Raw genomic sequence first — 16,977 nt, 5'->3', positions numbered from 1 at the left:
GCGTCAGGGTCGCCGTGCTGGTGTCGCCGTCAGCGTCCTTGATCGTGTAGGTGAAGTTCTCCACACCATTGCCGCCACCGCCCAGGTTCTTGAAGCCTGGGGCGTTGGGGTTGAGCGTGTAGGTGTAGGAGCCGTCCGCAGCCAGGACCAGCGTGCCGTAGGTGCCCGTGTAAGTGCCGGCAATGACCGGGCCACCGGCCACGCGGTCGGCGCCCTGAATGTCGTTGGTCAACACATTGCCGGTCAATTCTGTGTGTTGCTCGGTTGCCGTCACAGCGTTGCTGTCATCCACTGCTTTCGGCACATCATCGACGATGTTCACGTCCAGGCTGCCGGTGGCGGTGCTGCCGTCGACATCCTTGGCGACCACGTCGAAGTGTTCGCTGATGCTGTTGGTGCCCGCACCGTCGGGGTGGCCGCCGTTGTCGGTCAGCGTGTAGCTGTAGCTCACCACCCCAGTGGCAGAGTTGTAGCCGGTGATGGTCAGGGTGTTGCCTGCCGGCGTGATCACCGATTGCGGGAAGCCGGCGGCCACGCCGCCAGTGACCACGGCGATGCCGCCCACCGTCAGGCTTTGCAGGCCGTCAGCCGCTGTGACCTTGAAGGTGCCTTGCTGAGTCAGTGCATTGGCATCCGGCGCGGCGCCGTCGCTCAGGTGCTTTTCGTAGACGGTCAGCTCGCCGTTCTGCACGCCCAGGCCGTCGAGGGTCACCGGGTCGTTGAGGTTGCTGATGTTCAGCGTCAGGGTCGCCGTGCTGGTGTCGCCGTCAGCGTCCTTGATCGTGTAGGTGAAGTTCTCCACGCCATTGCCGCCACCGCCCAGGTTCTTGAAGCCTGGGGCATTGGGGTTGAGCGTGTAGGTGTAGGAGCCGTCCGCAGCCAGGACCAGCGTGCCGTAGGCGCCGGTGTAAGTGCCGGCGATCACTGGGCCGCCGGCCACGCGGTCGGCGCCCTGAATGTCGTTGGTCAACACATTGCCGGTCAGCTCGACATGTTCCTCGGTCGCCTTGACCCCGTTGCCATCATCGAAAGCCTGCGGAGCATCATCGTGAATGATGATATCCAGCGAGCCCTGGGCAACATCACCGTCGCTGTCACTGACCAGCACCGGCAAGTGCTCGGTCAGCGCCTTGGCCCCATCGTTCTCGATATGTTGCCCGGATGCCGTCAGCGTATAGCTGTAACTCACCTCGCCAGTGCTCGGGTTGTAGCCGGTAATCGTCAGGATGTTGCCCAGCCCGGTGGTGGTCGACTGGCCAATGCCGGTCACCACTCCGCCCGTCACCACGTTGATGCCACCGACACTGAGGTTGAACACGCCATCCTGCGCCACCACGGTAAAGCTGCCGTGCCGGATCAAGGCCGCCGCATCACTGGCAGAGCCCAGCGGCAGATTCGCCTCGTTCAGGCTCAGCTCACCAGGGGCGATATCCAGGCCCAGCAACGTGACTGGATGATTTTCGTCTACCGTCGGGATGGACGGCTCCGTAGGCCCCGTGCCGCCATCGCCGCCACCCACTGGCCGACCGTTGAGCGAATTGCCATTGCTGGGGTCGAGGCCGCCCACTTCGCGGTTGGCAAGCTCGGGAAAGCCATTGAAGCCTGCCGTCGGAAAGCCCACCACTGGATCGACACGGGCGCCGACTTCATCGAGCAAGACGAAACTGTGGCCACCTCCCAGCGCCCCGGAAGCGCTAGGACTGCCTGACCCGGCGGCAGTCGCCTCAGCGCTCTGGGTCGGGTCGTCGCCAGCGGCAATCGCCTGCTGGATACGCTCCACATCACTCAGTTGCGCGTCGCTCGGCGCCACCTCGTGGGCCGGCGCATGGTGTGCCTGGTTGGCGAGCAGGTCCGGCGTCATCGCCAGGCTGCTGTCGCGGCCCAGGGTCAACTCGGCACCGTTCTGCAGGTGCACGGCCACGGCTCCCGCAGCACCGGTCTCCAGTTGCTCGCCAGCAAACAGGCGATCACCTTCGATCAGGGGGCGCCGACTACCATCGCTGGCGACTGCGAATACCTGGCCAACTACCTTGCTGACCACACCGACTAACTTAGCCATGAGCGAACACCTCCCCTTACTGATCGGCTACATCAGCCAATGACATTGCGCAGGCAGGTGGGGGCATGGAGTCCGAAAAATCTCAACGGTGAGAATCGTTCTCTCAGGCACTACTTTGGCGATAGTAATAATGTAAGTTGGCCATCAATTCATGCCAATTTTTTGTCGCCAAATACTGCATTCACCTATCCGTTCCGCGTCCTTAGCTGTAAAAAATCCGGAACTTGCTGAAGTGCTTGTAAGTCAAGCCTTGCAACGGTTCGCGAAATCGCTTGGATGAAACAATGTCTTGCTTTGCATAGACCGCATAAGTTTTTTTTCGCATAAGTGTTATGAAAAAATCTTCTTAGCTCGCGCGTTAAATGTTCTTAGCTCTTGTTACAAACATGAAACGGTTTGAACTATAAATTTCGTCATTTTATTGGCGAAAAGCAGGAATTTTTTGTGACCAGGGAGAAGTAGCCCCATGCGCGTTTTTACCCCCCTCGCCAGCGCAATACTGGTGGCCATGGCATGCACGAACGTCGAGGCGATGTCCCTCAACGAAGCCATCCAGATTGCCGTGGATTACCACCCGCAGATCAGCTCGAATCGCAACAGCAAGCTTTCGGCAGATGAGGATGTCAAATTCGCCCGTGGTGGCTACTACCCGACAGTTGATCTGGTGGCAGGTTATGGACGCCAACGCTCGGACAACCTCAATACTCGCGGCCTGAACCCGGACGGCACGACCAACCACAACAAGGAAACCCTGAACTACACACAGTCGGAACTGCGCCTGCGGCAGATGATCTTCGACGGTTTCAACACCGCCAATGAAGTGGGCCGCACCGAAGCGGTCGCGACGTCTCGGGCCTACTACACCCAGGCCATTGCCCAGGATGTCGCCCTGCGTACCGTCGAGGTGTATCTGGAGGTGCTCAAGCGTCGAGAGCTGGTGGACCTGGCCAAGAACAACCTGCAGGCACACTTGCGCGTCAACGACCAGATCGGCCTGCGCAGCGAGCGCGGTGTTGGCAGCACCGCCGACCTCGACCAGTCCCGCGCCCGTCGCGCCCTCGCGGAAAACAACCTGGATACCGCCGAAGTCGACCTCGCCGATGCCGAAGCCAACTTCTACAGCGTGGTCGGCCGGGTGCCTGACGAGCTGGAAGGGCCTCGATCGGTCAAGGTGGACATGCCAGGCACGCTCGATGAAGCACGCGAAGGCATGCGCCAGAACAACCCTTACCTCAAGTCGGCCCAGGCCGACGTCAACGCCGCCGAACAGCAATACGAAGTGGCCAAGTCGCCGTTCTACCCGCGCCTGGACGCGGTGCTGGCCACCGGCGCCAACAACAACATCGGCGGTGAAAAAGGCCACGCCAACAACGACTGGCAGGCCGGCGTCGAGCTCAGTTACAACCTTTTCCGTGGCGGCAGTGACAAGGCCCGGCTGCAATCCGACGCGCACAAGATCAACCAGGCCCTGGACATCCGCAACAATGCGCTGCGCGAGCTGACCGAAAACCTCAGCCTGTCCTGGAACGCCATGAACAACGCCCGCAAGCAGACCCCGACCGCACGTGAGTACGCCGAAACCACCCAGCGTGTGCGCGCGGCCTATCAGGACCAGTTCGGCCTGGGTCAGCGCACACTGCTCGACGTGCTCGACAGTGAAAACGAGCTGTACAACGCCAACCGCCGCTACACCGAAGTGCGTTACACCGAAGAGTTTTCGATGTACCGGGTACTGGCGACCATGGGTGAACTGTTGAGCAAGCAACGCATTTCACTCCCACCAGAGGCTATCGCCAACAACGAGGTCCGCAACGAAGCCAGATTGCCCGACATGCGCTGAACGTCGCACGCACTGGCACGGATCGCCTGCACAGCAACCCATTCACCCTGGCGGGAGTAGGCCATCGTGACCAGTATGCAAAGCGCGCAACCGCGCCCGGATGTCGATGACCCGCTGCTTGATGGCCTGCTGATCCTGTGCCGGCTGCACGGCCGCCCGGCCAGCCGCGCCAGCCTGTGCAGCGGGCTGCCCCTGGCCCAGCAGCGCCTGGGCGCCGACCTGCTGCCCCGGGCCGCAGCCCGCGCCGGCCTGCAAGCGCGGGTGCTGGTGCGGGCGCTGGAGGACATCTCGGCGCTCAACCTGCCCGTGCTGCTGTTGCTCGACAATGGCCGCAGCGCGGTGTTGCAACGCTGGGGCGATGATGGCCGTGCGCTGATCCTGCCCTGCGAAGCCGAAGGGGGCGAGCAATGGGTCGAGCGTGAAGCGCTGCAGCAAGCCTACAGCGGCCATGCCTTGTTCGCCCGCCCACGGCATACCCTGGAAGACGTGCGCTCACCGCTGTTGCCGCGGGTCAACGCCTGGTTCCGCGACACCCTGCGCCATTCCCGCTGGTTGTATGGCGACGCCCTGCTGGCCAGCCTGCTGATCAACCTGCTCGGCCTGATGGTGCCGCTGTTCGTCATGCAGACCTACGACCGCGTGGTGCCCAACCAGGCGCTGTCGACCTTGTGGGTGCTGGTCGCCGGCCTGTTCATCGGCACCGCCTTCGAGCTGGTGCTGCGCATGGTCCGCGCCCACCTGTTGGACCAGGCCGGCAAGAAGACCGACCTGATCCTCTCCGCCACCCTGTTCGAGCGCATCACCGGCATGGCCATGAAGGCCAAGCCCGCCACCATCGGTGGTTTCGCCCAGAGCATCCACGACTTCCAGGGCCTGCGTGAATTTCTCACCGCCGTTACCCTGACCAGCATCATCGACCTGCCCTTCGTGGCCCTGATGCTGCTGGTGATCGGCCTGCTCGGTGGCTGGCTGGTACTGATCCCGCTGATCGCCTTCCCGCTGGCCGTGGGTTTTGCCCTGATCATCCAGGCCCGCCTGCGCGACACCGTGCAGAAAAGCCTGAGCCTCGGTGCCGTGCGCCAGGCCTTGCTGATCGAAACCCTGGGCGGGCTGGAAACCCTCAAAGCCTGCGGCGCCGAAAGCGAACGCCAGTATCAGTGGGAGCACACCAACGCCGCCATCGCCCGCCTCGATGCCCACGCCCGCAACCTGTCCTCGCTGGCCAGCAACGGCACGCTGTTCATCCAGCAGTTCTGCGGCATGGCGACCATCGTTGCCGGGGTGTACAGCATCATCGCCGGCAACCTCAGCGTCGGTGCCCTGGTCGCCAGCTACATGCTCGGCAGCCGGGTGCTCGCCCCGCTCGGCCAGATCGCCGGGCTGATCACTCGCTACCAACAGGCGCAGCTGACCATGCGCAGCACCGACGCGCTGATGGCCCTGCCTCAGGAGCGTCAGCTCGATCAACAGGCGCTGGAGCACACCACGCTTAAAGGCGCCCTGGCCCTGAGCCATGTCAGCTTCCGCTACCCGGGGCAGACCAGCCCGGCGCTGCAGGATGTGAACCTGGCCATTACCCCTGGCGAACGTATCGGCATCATCGGCCGCAGCGGCTCGGGCAAGAGCACCCTCGGGCGCCTGCTGATGGGGTTCCATCACCCCGACGAAGGTCAGGTGCTGCTCGACAACCTCGACCTGCGCCAGCTGGACATCGCCGACCTGCGCAGCCAGATCGGCTACGTGGCCCACGACCTGCCACTGCTGGCTGGCAGCCTGCGCGACAACCTGACCCTGGGCGCGCGCCACATCAGCGATGCGCGCATGCTCGAAGTGGCCGAACTGACCGGCGTCAGCGAACTGGCCCGGCAACACCCGAACGGTTTCGACCGCCCGGTGGGCGAGCGCGGCCAGTTGCTCTCCGGCGGCCAGCGCCAGGCGGTGCTGCTGGCTCGCGCGCTGCTGCTGGAGCCGCCGATCCTGATCCTCGACGAACCCACCAGCCACATGGACAACAGCAGCGAAGAGCAACTGCGCCAGCGCCTGCTGAGTTGGGTGCCGGGCAAGACCGTGCTGCTGGTCACCCACCGCACTTCGATGCTCAGCCTGGTCGACCGGCTGGTGGTGCTCGACAACGGCAAGATCGTCGCCGACGGGCCGAAGGATGCGGTTGTCGACGCCCTGCGCAAGGGCCGTATCGGCTCGGCCCTGTAGGAGCTCACCATGCCTCTCATGCAAAGCGTACGCAGCAGCCATGGCGCCGACAAACGGGCCGAACGCGACTACATGCCGGAACTGGCCGGCGCCACCTTGCAGGACTCGCCGCGCCTGTCGCGCCTGACCGTGTGGCTGGCCGCGGCGCTGCTGCTGGTGGCGCTGGTCTGGGCCAGCCTGGCGGTGCTCGACGAAGTGACGGTCGGTGAAGGCAAGGCGATCCCGTCAAGCAAGGTACAGGTGGTGCAGAACCTCGAAGGCGGTATCGTCACCGAGATCTTCGTGCGTGAAGGCCAGATGGTCGAGAAAGGCGCTACCCTGCTGCGCCTGGACGACACCCGGTTCAAGTCCAACAAAGGCGAAAGCGAAGCCGACCGCTATGCCCTGACCGCCCAGGTCGAGCGCCTGTCGGCGGAAGCCGAAGGCCGCCCGTTCGTGCTCTCGGACGAAGTGCGCGCCAAGGCGCCCCAGGTCGCCGAAGACGAGATCGCCCTGTACGGCTCGCGCCAACGGCGCCTGGCCAGCGAAAAACAGACCCTCAACGAACAGCTGCGGCAGAAGAACCAGGAGCTCGCCGAGTTCCGCTCCAAGGTCGATCAGTACCGCTCGGCCGTGGCGCTGTTGCAGCAGGAGACGGACATGTCGGCGCCGCTGGTGAGCAAAGGCGCCATTTCCCCGGTGGAGATCCTGCGCCTCAAGCAACGCACCGTGGAAGCCCGCGGCCAGCTCAATGCCACCAGCCTGGCCATCCCCCGCGCCGAGGCGGCGATCGCCGAGATCAAGAGCAAGATCGAAGAGTCCGATGCCAGTTTCCGCTCGGACGCGGCCAAGGAACTGAATGACAAGCGCACCGAGCTGTCCAAGATCACCGCCACCAGCATCGCCATCGACGACCGGGTCAACCGTACCACCGTCGTGTCACCAGTGCGCGGCATCGTCAAGCTGCTCAAGGTCAATACCATCGGTGGCGTGGTGCAGCCCGGCAGCGATCTGGTGGAGATCGTGCCGATCGAGGACAACTTGCTGATCGAGGCCAAGGTGCGCCCGCAGGACGTGGCCTTCCTGCACCCGGGGCAACCGGCGATGGTCAAGTTCAGTGCCTATGACTACACCATCTACGGCGGGCTCAAGGCCAAGCTGGAACTGATCAGCGCCGACACCGTCACCGATGACAAAGGCAATGCGTTCTACCTGATCCAGGTGCGGACCGAGAAGAACCACCTGGGTGGAGACAACAAGCCGTTGCTTATCATCCCCGGGATGGTGGCCACGGTGGATATCATCACCGGGCAGAAGAGTGTGCTGGATTATCTGCTCAAGCCGGTGCTCAAGGCACGGACCGAGGCACTGAGGGAAAGGTGAGTATCCTGTGCTGGCCTCAGCCTTTACCATGATTTCGGTTGAAGGTCTCGGCGCCCATGGCCTTGATCTGCCCTTCGATCAATACCTCGAACGGTTTCAGCAAATCATCGAAGTTCGATGGCTGCTCCATCACGTTCAACGCTTGCACCACTGCCTCGATGGTCGATACCGCCCCCGGCTCCGGCGCCTTGCGCAAGCGGTAGCGTGAGGGTGCCACTTGCGCCAGTGTCACCCTGGGCAGCGCCTCCAGCAGCGGGTTCAGGTACAGCAACTTGCGTGCCTTGCGCCAGGTGCCGTCGGGGACGATCAACATCAACGGCTTGTCGTCCGTTTCGCCGTAGGCTGTCAGCGCTTGTGCCTGCTCGCCGGGGAACAGCAGTACGGGACGATAGCCTGGAGTCGCCAACAGCTCGGCAAGATCAGCGAACACTTCGCCAACCCGCAGCTCGGCATTGACCAGGCCCAAGGCAGCCAGGCGTGCGGTATTGAGCGCGTGTGCGGTCTCACTGGGGTGCTGCAGCAGGACCACGCGGGTGCGGCTGTCGAGGCTGGGGATCAGTGGGCAGAGGCAATGGTCGAGCGGGCGCTGGCAGCGCTCGCAGCGGGGTCTGGGCATGGGGTTCTCCGTTGGTGGGAGAATTTTGCCACAGGCCGGAAGTTTGGGCCCGCTTTGCGGGCCATCGCCGGCAAGCGCGGCTCCCACAGGTTAGGAGCCGCGCTTGTCGTGGCGATGAACCGCGGCGATGGGCTGCGAAGCAGCCCCAACGGCCTCAACGGTTAAACCGCTCTGCCAGGCTATGCAGGTACTCGGCCATCCGCTCCAGGTCCTGGCTGATCTCGGCCCCCTGCTTGGCCTGCCCTGCGCTCTGGTCGCACAGCTGGGCAATGCGCACGATCTGCTGGTTGATGTCCTCGGCCACATGGCTCTGCTGCTCCGACGCCGTGGCCATCTGCTGGCTCATGCCGGTGATGCGGCTGACCGCCTGGGCGATCCCGGCCAGCGCTGCCTGCACCGCCTCGACGCTGTGCACGCTGTCCCGCGAGATCTGCTCGCCGCGGCTTGCGGTGCTCACCGCCCGCTCGGCGCCGGCACGCAGCGAGGCGATGATCTGGTGGATCTCGTCGGTGGAAGAGCGTGTGCGCTGAGCCAGCGAGCGCACCTCGTCGGCGACCACGGCAAAGCCCCTGCCCTGCTCGCCGGCCCGGGCCGCCTCGATGGCGGCGTTGAGCGCCAGCAGGTTGGTCTGCTCGGCAATCGAAGTGATCACATCGACCACGCTGCCGATCGACTGGGTCTGCTCGGCCAGGGCGTTGACCGCCTGGCCGATGTCGTTGACTGCCTCGCTCATGCTGCCCATGGCCTTCAGGCTCTGCTGCGCCAGCTCGCTGCCTTGCTGGGCCAGCTGGTCGGCATCACCTGCAGCATGGGCGGTGCTTTGCACGTTGTGGGTGACCTCCTGGATGGTCGCGGCCATCTGCGCGATGGCCGTGGCCGACTGGTCGGTCTCGCTGCGCTGACGGTCGAGCATCTGTGCCTGGGCATCGGACAAGTCGGCCGATTGCGCGGCGCGCGACTTCACCCCGACGCCGGCATCCACCAGGCGGGTGAGCGCGGTCTGCAGGCGCGCCTCTTCGCTGATGATGGCCAGGTCCAGCTGGCCCTGCAGGCCAGGGTTGTCACTGTAGGTCAGGGCCACCAGGGGACTGGTGAACGCCTTGGGGTGTTCGTCGAGGGTGCGCCGGATCGCCCGATCCTGCCGCTGTTCGATCAGGTACCAGGCCACCAGCAAGCTGGCCATCAACAGGCCCAGCGCCGCGTAGGGTGGTAGCCAGAGGTAACCGGCAGCCGCCAGCAGCCCCGCGCCGATCAATGGCCCGCCACGGCCCAGGCCGCGCCCGAACCGGGCCGCCCAGGGCGCCGGGGACTTGCCTGCGCGCAGGCGCGCGTAAAGTGCCTCGGCACGGCGGATCTGCTCGCAGGTCGGTACCGAGCGCACCGACTCGTAGCCGCTGATACGGCCATTTTCGTAGATCGCCGTGACATAGGCGCTGACCCAGTAGTAATCGCCGTTCTTGGCGCGGTTCTTGACCACGCCCATCCAGGGTTTGCCTTGCTTGATGGTCTCCCACATATGCCCGAAAACCGCCGCAGGCATGTCGGGATGACGCACCAGATTGTGCGGCTGGCCGACCAGTTCGTCATAGGTGAAGCCGCTGATCGCCACGAAGGCATCGTTGCAGTAGGTGATGCGGCTGTTGAGGTCCGTGGTGGAAATCAGGCGCTGATCGCCGGAAAAAGTTCTTTCGTGCTCAGTGACGGGCAAGTTCATGCGCATCTTGAACGGTCCTTCGAAGATGGGAGTTAGGATCAGCGCAACTAAATATCTAGCAGAGCGTGGGGAGGTTAGCGGCCAAAAGGAAAATTAATTTAGAGCACCCAGTCGGATTGTCCTACAAAAGTGTAACCGTCAACCGACATACAACTGGCTCTTGAGCAAGTCCCGGAATGTTTGAATCAGCGGCTCACGACTACGCCCCCTGCGGATGATCAACGAGAAAGGCGCCTGATAACCGAAAGTGGCCGGCGATAGCACCCTGAGGTCACCCTTGTCGACCCAAGCCTGGGCGTAGTGCTCCGGCAGGTAGCCAATGTAGGCGCCCGAGAGAATCAGGATCAGTTGCGCCTCCATGCTCTCCACCGTGGCCGCACTGTGCTTGAAGCCATGCCTGGCCAGTTCGGCCTGGCTCCAGTAGCCCCGCCCCACCATGCGCTGCTGGGTCACAACCTGCTCGGGGATGCGCCGCTCGGCGAACAACGGGTGGCGACTGCTGCAGTACAGCCAATGCTGCTCGCGGTAAAGCGGCTGATAAAGCAAGCCACTCATGCGCGAGGAAAACGCACCTATGGCCAGGTCCAGACGGTTGTCCTGCACACCGAGCTGCAGCTCGTAGGGGCTGGACACCGACAGGTGCAGGTGCACCGCCGGGTGTTCCTGGCTATAGGCCCCGATGGCCTCGGCCAAGGGCAGAGCCTGATCGCCTACGGTGGAGTCGATCACGCCGAGGTTGAGGGTGCCGCGCAATTCACCCTTGAGCGCTGCGGCGTACTGTTCGAAACCATCCAGCTCGGCCAGCAGGCGCAGCGTCTCCTGGTGGAACAGCTCGCCCTTGCTGGTCAGGCTGAAGCCGCCGCGGCCGCGGTGGCACAAGACGATACCCAAGGTGCCTTCGAGCTGGCTCATGTAGGTACTGATGGCCGAGGTCGACAGGTTGAGCTCGCGCTGGGCATTGGCGAACCCCTGGTGGCGCACCACGCTGACGAAGATGCGCAGCAGTTTCAGGTCGGGCAAGGTCGAGGCCATGATGCAACGGTTCCGCAGGGGTATTGGCGCGCAGTCTAACCGCTCCTGCCGCCTTTAGTTCAGAAATTCCTGAAGTAAGTATTTGCCGGTAGCGATTCTTTCCACGCACTACCTTGCGCAGACTTGGCCGAAATGTCCCTGCCCGCCAGCGTATCCAGACTTCAAAGGCGTGCGGCGGCACAGGTTCGAACAAACAGAACAATCGACCGACTGATGAGGCCCACCGTGGACAAAGTTCTCCACCAACCACTGGGCGGCAACGAAATGCCGCGTTTCGGCGGCATCGCCACCATGCTCCGTCTCCCCCACCTGCAAAGTGCCCAAGGCCTGGACGCCGCGTTCATCGGCGTACCGCTGGACATCGGCACCTCGCTGCGCTCCGGCACCCGTTTCGGCCCGCGCCAGATCCGCGCCGAATCGGTGATGATCCGCCCGTACAACATGGCCACCGGTGCCGCCCCGTTCGACTCGCTGTCGGTGGCCGACATCGGTGACGTGGCGATCAACACCTTCAACCTGCTCGACGCCGTGCGCATCATCGAAGAAGCCTACGACGAGATCCTCGAACACAACGTCATCCCGATGACCCTGGGTGGCGACCACACCATCACCCTGCCGATCCTGCGCGCCCTGCACAAGAAGCACGGCAAGATCGGCCTGGTGCACATCGACGCCCACGCTGACGTCAACGACCACATGTTCGGCGAGAAGATCGCCCACGGCACTACCTTCCGCCGCGCCGTGGAAGAAGGCCTGCTCGATTGCGACCGTGTGGTGCAGATCGGCCTGCGCGCCCAGGGCTATACCGCCGACGACTTCAACTGGAGCCGCCGTCAGGGCTTCCGCGTGGTGCAGGCCGAAGAGTGCTGGCACAAGTCGCTGGAACCGCTGATGGCCGAAGTACGCGAAAAGGTCGGCGGTGGCCCGGTGTACCTGTCGTTCGACATCGACGGCATCGACCCGGCCTGGGCCCCAGGCACCGGCACCCCGGAAATTGGCGGCTTGACCACCATCCAGGCGATGGAGATCATTCGCGGCTGCCACGGCCTGGACCTGATCGGCTGTGACCTGGTCGAAGTCTCCCCGCCTTACGACACCACCGGCAATACCTCGCTGCTCGGCGCCAACCTGCTGTTCGAGATGCTCTGCGTGCTGCCGGGCGTCGTGCGTCGCTGATACCGCTGCACCCCGGCAGGAGCCATGAGGGAGGGCCATAGAGGCCCGCCAACACAAGACAAGACCGCCGGGCGCCGTGAACACGCCTGGGCGGTCGATCTCGCCATAATAAAGATAATCGGGAGACCCCCAATGGCCTTGGACATCATTGTTGTAATGATCTATACCGTCGGCATGCTAGGGCTGGGCTGGTATGGCATGCGGCGCGCGAAAACCCAGGAAGACTACCTGGTGGCCGGGCGTAACCTCGGCCCGACCCTGTACATGGGCACCATGGCTACCACCGTGCTCGGCGGCGCCTCCACCGTCGGCACCGTACGCCTCGGCTACGTCCACGGCATCTCTGGTTTCTGGCTGTGCGCAGCCCTGGGCCTGGGCATTATCGCCCTCAACCTGTTCCTCGCCAAACCGTTGCTGCGCCTGAAGATCTTCACCGTCACCCAGGTGCTGGAACGCCGTTACAACCCCATGGCCCGCCAGGCCAGCGCGGCCATCATGCTGGCCTATGCGCTGATGATCGGCGTGACCTCGACCCTGGCCATGGCCACCGTCCTGCAAGTGCTGCTCGACCTGCCGTTCTGGGCGTCGCTGCTGCTCGGCGGCGGTGTGGTGGTGGTGTATTCGACCATCGGCGGCATGTGGTCGCTGACCCTCACCGACATCGTCCAGTTCGTCATCAAGACCGTTGGCCTGATGTTCATCCTGCTGCCGGTGTGCCTGTACAAGGCCGGTGGCTGGGACACCCTGGTAGCCAAGCTGCCGGCGGCCAGCTTCAGCTGGACCACCATCGGCTGGGACACCATCATCACCTACTTCCTGATCTACTTCTTCGGCATCCTGATCGGCCAGGACATCTGGCAGCGGGTGTTCACTGCCCGTGACGAGAAGGTCTGCCAGCGCGCCGGCACCACCGCAGGTGTGTACTGCGTCCTGTACGGTCTGGCGTGCGCCCTGATCGGCATGTCTGCGCATGTGCTGATGCCGGACCTGGCCAACCCGAACAATGCCTTTGCCGAAATGATCAAAGGCCAGCTGCCGGAAGGCATTCGTGGCCTGCTGATGGCGGCAGCCCTGGCGGCCATGATGTCGACTGCCAGTGCCGGCCTGCTGGCGGCCTCGACCACCCTGACCGAAGACCTGCTGCCCAAGCTGCGTGGCGGCAAGCAGTCGAGCCTGGGCGTCAGCCGCCTGTTCACCCTGCTCACCGGCCTGGCGGTGCTGGGCATCGCCCTGGCGGTGAACGATGTGATCAGTGCCCTGACCCTGGCCTACAACCTGCTGGTTGGCGGCATGCTGATCCCGCTGATCGGTGCGATCTTCTGGAAGCGCGCCACCACCGCAGGCGCCATCGCCAGCATGTCGCTGGGCTTTGCCACCGCACTGTTCTTCATGTTCAAGGACGGGCTGGATGCCAACACGCCGATCTACTACAGCCTGGCGGTTGGCCTGGTGAGCTTCGTGCTGGTGAGCGTGCTGTCGCGCAAGCCAGTGGCTGAAGTGAAGCTGGCCTGATCAGCCCACATAAGCAGAAACAAGAAGGCCGCAGCATCTGACAGATGCTGCGGCCTTTTGCATTTCAGCGACGACGCGGCTGGCGCTTGCGCTGCTCTTCATCAGTCGGGATCGGCACCGGCTGCAAGGGTGGTGGAATCAGCCCCAAAGCGACGGCCAGGTCGTGGAGCCAGTTGAACATTTGGTTTTTCATAATGCCCCCTTGACGGGTCAGCCTCACGGCAATTCAATCCTGCGATGTTTCATACAGATCATAGCCCTATGTCCTGTACTACGCATGCTCTTGTTCCTACAGATATGGGCTAGTTTGACGCGGATCAAGCGGAAACGGCGCATTCCGACGACTGGTTAATCGTTTCGCTTTGTTGCATGTCGATCCAGGCCTGCAAATTCGCCCCACGCATCCCCTGTCGCCACATCAACCAGGTTTCCGCGTGATCGAAGGGCGTCTGCAAGCGATGAGCGTGCACGCGGTCACGCCCAGGAAGGCTATCGAGCATCGATTGCGCCATCAAGGCCACCCCCGCGCCGGCAATCACGCAGGCCAGCATGCTCTGGTACGACTCGATCTCCATCACTCGCCCCATCGGCGTGTGGTCATGGGCATACCAGGCCTCCAGACGCATCCGGTAGGAACAGCCTTGGCGGAAGGTGAACACTGCCTTGCCCGCCACGTCCCTGGCACTGCGCACCGGCGGGTGCTCCGGGCTGGTGATCAAGACCAGCACTTCATCGCACAGCGGCACACCATCCAGCCCGGCCAGGCTTGGCGGGCCATCCACCAGTGCCGCATCCAGGCGATGGCTGAGCAGGCCCTCGAGCAGGTCGCCGCTGGGTGCCGCCTGTACCTGCAGGCTCACGGCCGGGTACTGCTGGTGATAGCGCGCCAGCAGCGCCGGCAAGTGGATCGCGGCAGTGCTGTACATGGTGCCCAGCACGAAGTCGCCGGCCGGCTGGCCGCCCTGCACCGCCGCCACGGCCTCGTCACGCAGTGCCGATAGACGGCTGGCGTAATCCAGCAGCACCTTGCCGGCGGGTGACAGCTGCAGGCGCTGGCGCTCGCGCAGGAACAGTTCCACCCCCAGTTGCTCCTCGAGCTGGCGCAGGCGCGTCGACAGGTTCGACGGCACCCGGTGCAGCCGCTCGGCGGCGCGGGTTACCGAGCCCTCCTCGGCGACCGCCTGGAAGATGCGCAGTTGACTGAACTCCATGACATTCTCCAAAACAGAACAACTTGATCATCATTATTCAATTTTATTGAAAGTCAACTCGCCATAACCTGCCATCCATCGCATTGATTCGCGCAGGAGAGTCCTCATGTCGCCGTTCGCTCAATTGCTGGCCAGCGCCTTAGCCCTGATGATGGCCATGGGCATTGGCCGCTTCGCCCTTACCCCACAACTGCCGCAACTGATCGCCGAAGGCCAGTTCGACCTGACCGCCGCCGGGCTGGTGGCGGCAGCCAACTACCTGGGCTACTTACTCGGCGCGGTGGACGCCATGTACGCCCGTCGGCCGAACCAGGTGAAACTGCGCCTGCACGGGGGCCTGTGGTTGTGCGTGCTGCTGACCTTGGCCTCCTGGGCTGCGGACGGCTTCTGGAGCCATTTGCTGCTGCGCTTCGGGACCGGTGTGGCCAGTGCCTGGGTGCTGGTGATGATCACCAGCCTCAGCCAGCAAGTGGCCAATGCCCACAACCGCCAGCGCCTTGGGGCGATGGTGTTCGCCGGGCCTGGGCTGGGCATTGCGCTGACCGGTTTGCTGGCACTGATTGCGCATCTGCTCGGCCTCGGCTCGGCGGCACTCTGGCTGGTCTATGCCGTTGCGGCCCTGGTCATGCTGCTGGCCGTGCGCCCTTGGCTACCTCGTGCCCTGCAACCTGCCGTGGTGCCCGCTGTCGCCTCACAGCAGGGCTCGACCCGCAGCGTCGGCATTGGTCGCCTGGGCCTGGTCTATGCCCTCTACGGCGTGGGCTACATCCTGCCGGCGACCTTCCTGTCGCAGATGGCCAACCAGCAGTTTCGCGGCAACTGGATGGCCGACCTGTTCTGGCCAGCGTTCGGCCTGGCCGCGGCGCTCGGTGTGGTGCTGGTGAGCCTGCGCCGGGCAGGCCGCACTTCGGCCTGGTTGACGGTTACCCTGTGGTTGCAAGGCTTGGGCGTACTGGCCTGCCTGATGGGCGGGGGTGTTGGCCTGGCACTGGGCGTCGTGCTGTGCGGCGGGCCCTTTCTGGCTTGCATGCAGCTGGTGATGCAACGCTCGCGGGAACTGGCGCCCCATGCCACGCAGCGCAATGCCGGGCTGCTGACCGCGTGCTTTGCCCTGGGGCAGCTGAGTGGGCCGTTGCTGGCGGCGTTGAGCAACCATTACAGCGGGAGTTTGCAACCCGCACTGGTGCTGGCTGCCATCGGCCTGGGAGTGGCGGGCATGCTTGTGCTGACCGGCGGGCGCAGCCTTCAGGGTTGCCAGGCTGCACCGCAGACCACCGCTTAACCTACCCACTTGCGCAGTTGCTGCTTCACCCAGGGCTCGGCACTTACCAGAATCACGCCGAGCAATACCATCAATGCACCGATCACGAAATTCGCACTCAACGGCTCACCCAGCAACACCACGCCGAACGTCACCCCGAACAGCGGCGTGATGAACGAAAACACCGCCAGGTTGGAGGCCAGGTACTTGCGCAACAACCAGAACCAGGTCAGGTAACTGACGAACGACACCACGATCCCCTGGAACAGCACGCTACCCACCGCCAGCGGCGTCAAGGTCACATCGCCGATCTGCCCGCTGAGCAGGGCGATCAACAGCAACCCGGCAAACCCCACCGCCAGTTGATAGAACAAGGTCAGGGTCGCCGGTGCTTCGGAAAGGCGCGAGCCACGTACCACCACCGTGGTCGCGCCCCAGGCCAGCCCGGCGAGCACGCCAAAGGCATCGCCCAGCAGCATGCGCCCATCCATCTCGGCGAACGACATACCCCCCGCGAATGCCATCGCAATCCCGGCAAAGGCCAGCAAGATCCCCAGCCACTGCAGCATCCGCAGCCGTTCGCTGGGTAGCATGAAGTGCAAGCCAAGTGCGGTGAACACCGGCGCCGTGTAGAGGAACACCGACATGTGCGCCGCCGAGGTCAGCTTCAGGCCCTCGGCGATGAACAGGAATTCCAGCCCGAACAACCCGCCGGCCACGAGCCCGGCCCGCCAGGTGTTCCCCACCTGTTCCCAGCCACCACGCCAGCAGATCATCAATCCCACCAGCACAGCAGCGATGCAATTGCGCAGGGCGGCCTGCATCACCGGCGCGATATCCACCGCCGCGGTCTTGATCAGCACCTGCTGGCAGCCCCAGATCAGGCACAGGCCCAGCATCACCTGGAAGGCAAAGGCGTCGGGGTTCTTGCGGGCCGCGCTCATGGGCGGGCCTTTGGGGTGGTGAAGGGCATCGGCAAGGGC

13 protein-coding genes are annotated in these 16,977 nt (G+C 63.9%); 6 read left to right on the top strand and 7 right to left on the bottom strand.

Annotated elements, in window-relative coordinates; all coding sequences use genetic code 11:
* Positions 1-2,059: retention module-containing protein (locus tag ACIPZ8_RS20105; RefSeq protein WP_400726652.1), on the bottom strand; the 2,059-nt coding region annotated here is incomplete at its 3' end.
* A gap of 466 nt (positions 2,060-2,525) precedes the next feature.
* Here ACIPZ8_RS20105 and ACIPZ8_RS20100 point away from each other — a divergent pair.
* From ACIPZ8_RS20100 to ACIPZ8_RS20090, 3 genes are all read left to right on the top strand, one after another.
* Positions 2,526-3,899 carry a TolC family outer membrane protein gene (locus ACIPZ8_RS20100; RefSeq protein WP_400726649.1) on the top strand — a complete coding sequence of 458 codons (1,374 nt, stop codon included), beginning with the start codon at positions 2,526-2,528 and terminating at the stop codon, positions 3,897-3,899.
* A 75-nt stretch (positions 3,900-3,974) separates the two neighbouring features.
* Positions 3,975-6,110: a type I secretion system permease/ATPase gene (locus ACIPZ8_RS20095; protein WP_400726665.1), complete on the top strand. Its 2,136-nt coding sequence runs from the start codon at positions 3,975-3,977 to the stop codon at positions 6,108-6,110.
* A gap of 9 nt (positions 6,111-6,119) precedes the next feature.
* Entirely contained in the window at positions 6,120-7,472 is a 1,353-nt protein-coding gene (locus ACIPZ8_RS20090) for an HlyD family type I secretion periplasmic adaptor subunit (RefSeq protein ID WP_400726647.1), read from the top strand.
* 16 nt (positions 7,473-7,488) lie between these two features.
* Here the strand turns inward: ACIPZ8_RS20090 and ACIPZ8_RS20085 are convergent, their stop codons facing one another.
* The 3 genes from ACIPZ8_RS20085 to ACIPZ8_RS20075 form a co-directional block, all read right to left on the bottom strand.
* Entirely contained in the window at positions 7,489-8,088 is a 600-nt protein-coding gene (locus ACIPZ8_RS20085) for a tRNA-uridine aminocarboxypropyltransferase (protein ID WP_400726644.1), read from the bottom strand.
* Between the two features lie 154 nt (positions 8,089-8,242).
* Complete coding sequence (locus tag ACIPZ8_RS20080; protein ID WP_400726641.1) at positions 8,243-9,808, bottom strand: methyl-accepting chemotaxis protein; 1,566 nt, start codon at positions 9,806-9,808, stop codon at positions 8,243-8,245.
* 132 nt (positions 9,809-9,940) lie between these two features.
* A complete protein-coding gene (locus ACIPZ8_RS20075) occupies positions 9,941-10,834 on the bottom strand; it encodes a LysR family transcriptional regulator (RefSeq protein ID WP_400726638.1) in 894 nt (297 codons plus the stop codon).
* 225 nt (positions 10,835-11,059) lie between these two features.
* On the opposite strand from ACIPZ8_RS20075, the gene speB reads away from it, so the two are divergent.
* Together speB and ACIPZ8_RS20065 are read left to right on the top strand one after the other, a co-directional pair.
* A complete protein-coding gene (speB, locus tag ACIPZ8_RS20070) occupies positions 11,060-12,010 on the top strand; it encodes an agmatinase (protein ID WP_400726635.1) in 951 nt (316 codons plus the stop codon).
* Positions 12,011-12,142: 132 nt separating this feature from the next.
* Positions 12,143-13,522, top strand: a complete 1,380-nt coding sequence (locus ACIPZ8_RS20065) for a sodium:solute symporter (RefSeq protein WP_400726633.1) — start codon at positions 12,143-12,145, stop codon at positions 13,520-13,522.
* Between the two features lie 64 nt (positions 13,523-13,586).
* On the opposite strand, the gene ACIPZ8_RS20060 is transcribed toward ACIPZ8_RS20065, so the two are convergent.
* Both ACIPZ8_RS20060 and ACIPZ8_RS20055 read right to left on the bottom strand, forming a co-directional pair.
* The gene (locus ACIPZ8_RS20060) at positions 13,587-13,715 is read right to left on the bottom strand and encodes a PA1414 family protein (RefSeq protein WP_256215799.1); all 129 of its coding nucleotides are present in this window, start codon (positions 13,713-13,715) and stop codon (positions 13,587-13,589) included.
* Between the two features lie 124 nt (positions 13,716-13,839).
* Positions 13,840-14,733 carry a LysR substrate-binding domain-containing protein gene (locus tag ACIPZ8_RS20055; RefSeq protein WP_400726631.1) on the bottom strand — a complete coding sequence of 298 codons (894 nt, stop codon included), beginning with the start codon at positions 14,731-14,733 and terminating at the stop codon, positions 13,840-13,842.
* Between the two features lie 106 nt (positions 14,734-14,839).
* On the opposite strand from ACIPZ8_RS20055, the gene ACIPZ8_RS20050 reads away from it, so the two are divergent.
* Positions 14,840-16,015 (top strand): MFS transporter, encoded by a 1,176-nt coding sequence (locus ACIPZ8_RS20050; RefSeq protein ID WP_400726628.1) that lies wholly within the window; start codon positions 14,840-14,842, stop codon positions 16,013-16,015.
* Here ACIPZ8_RS20050 and ACIPZ8_RS20045 read toward each other — a convergent pair.
* Positions 16,012-16,938: a DMT family transporter gene (locus tag ACIPZ8_RS20045; RefSeq protein ID WP_400726625.1), complete on the bottom strand. Its 927-nt coding sequence runs from the start codon at positions 16,936-16,938 to the stop codon at positions 16,012-16,014. The two genes, ACIPZ8_RS20050 and ACIPZ8_RS20045, sit on opposite strands and share 4 nt — an antisense overlap.
* Between the last annotated feature and the right edge of the window lie 39 nt (positions 16,939-16,977).

Origin of the sequence: Pseudomonas sp. NPDC089422 (assembly GCF_044749405.1) — a bacterium.
Taxonomy (GTDB): Bacteria; Pseudomonadota; Gammaproteobacteria; order Pseudomonadales; family Pseudomonadaceae; genus Aquipseudomonas.
The sequence above is the reverse complement of the archived record's forward strand: the minus strand, read 5'-3'. Positions and strand labels throughout refer to the sequence as shown.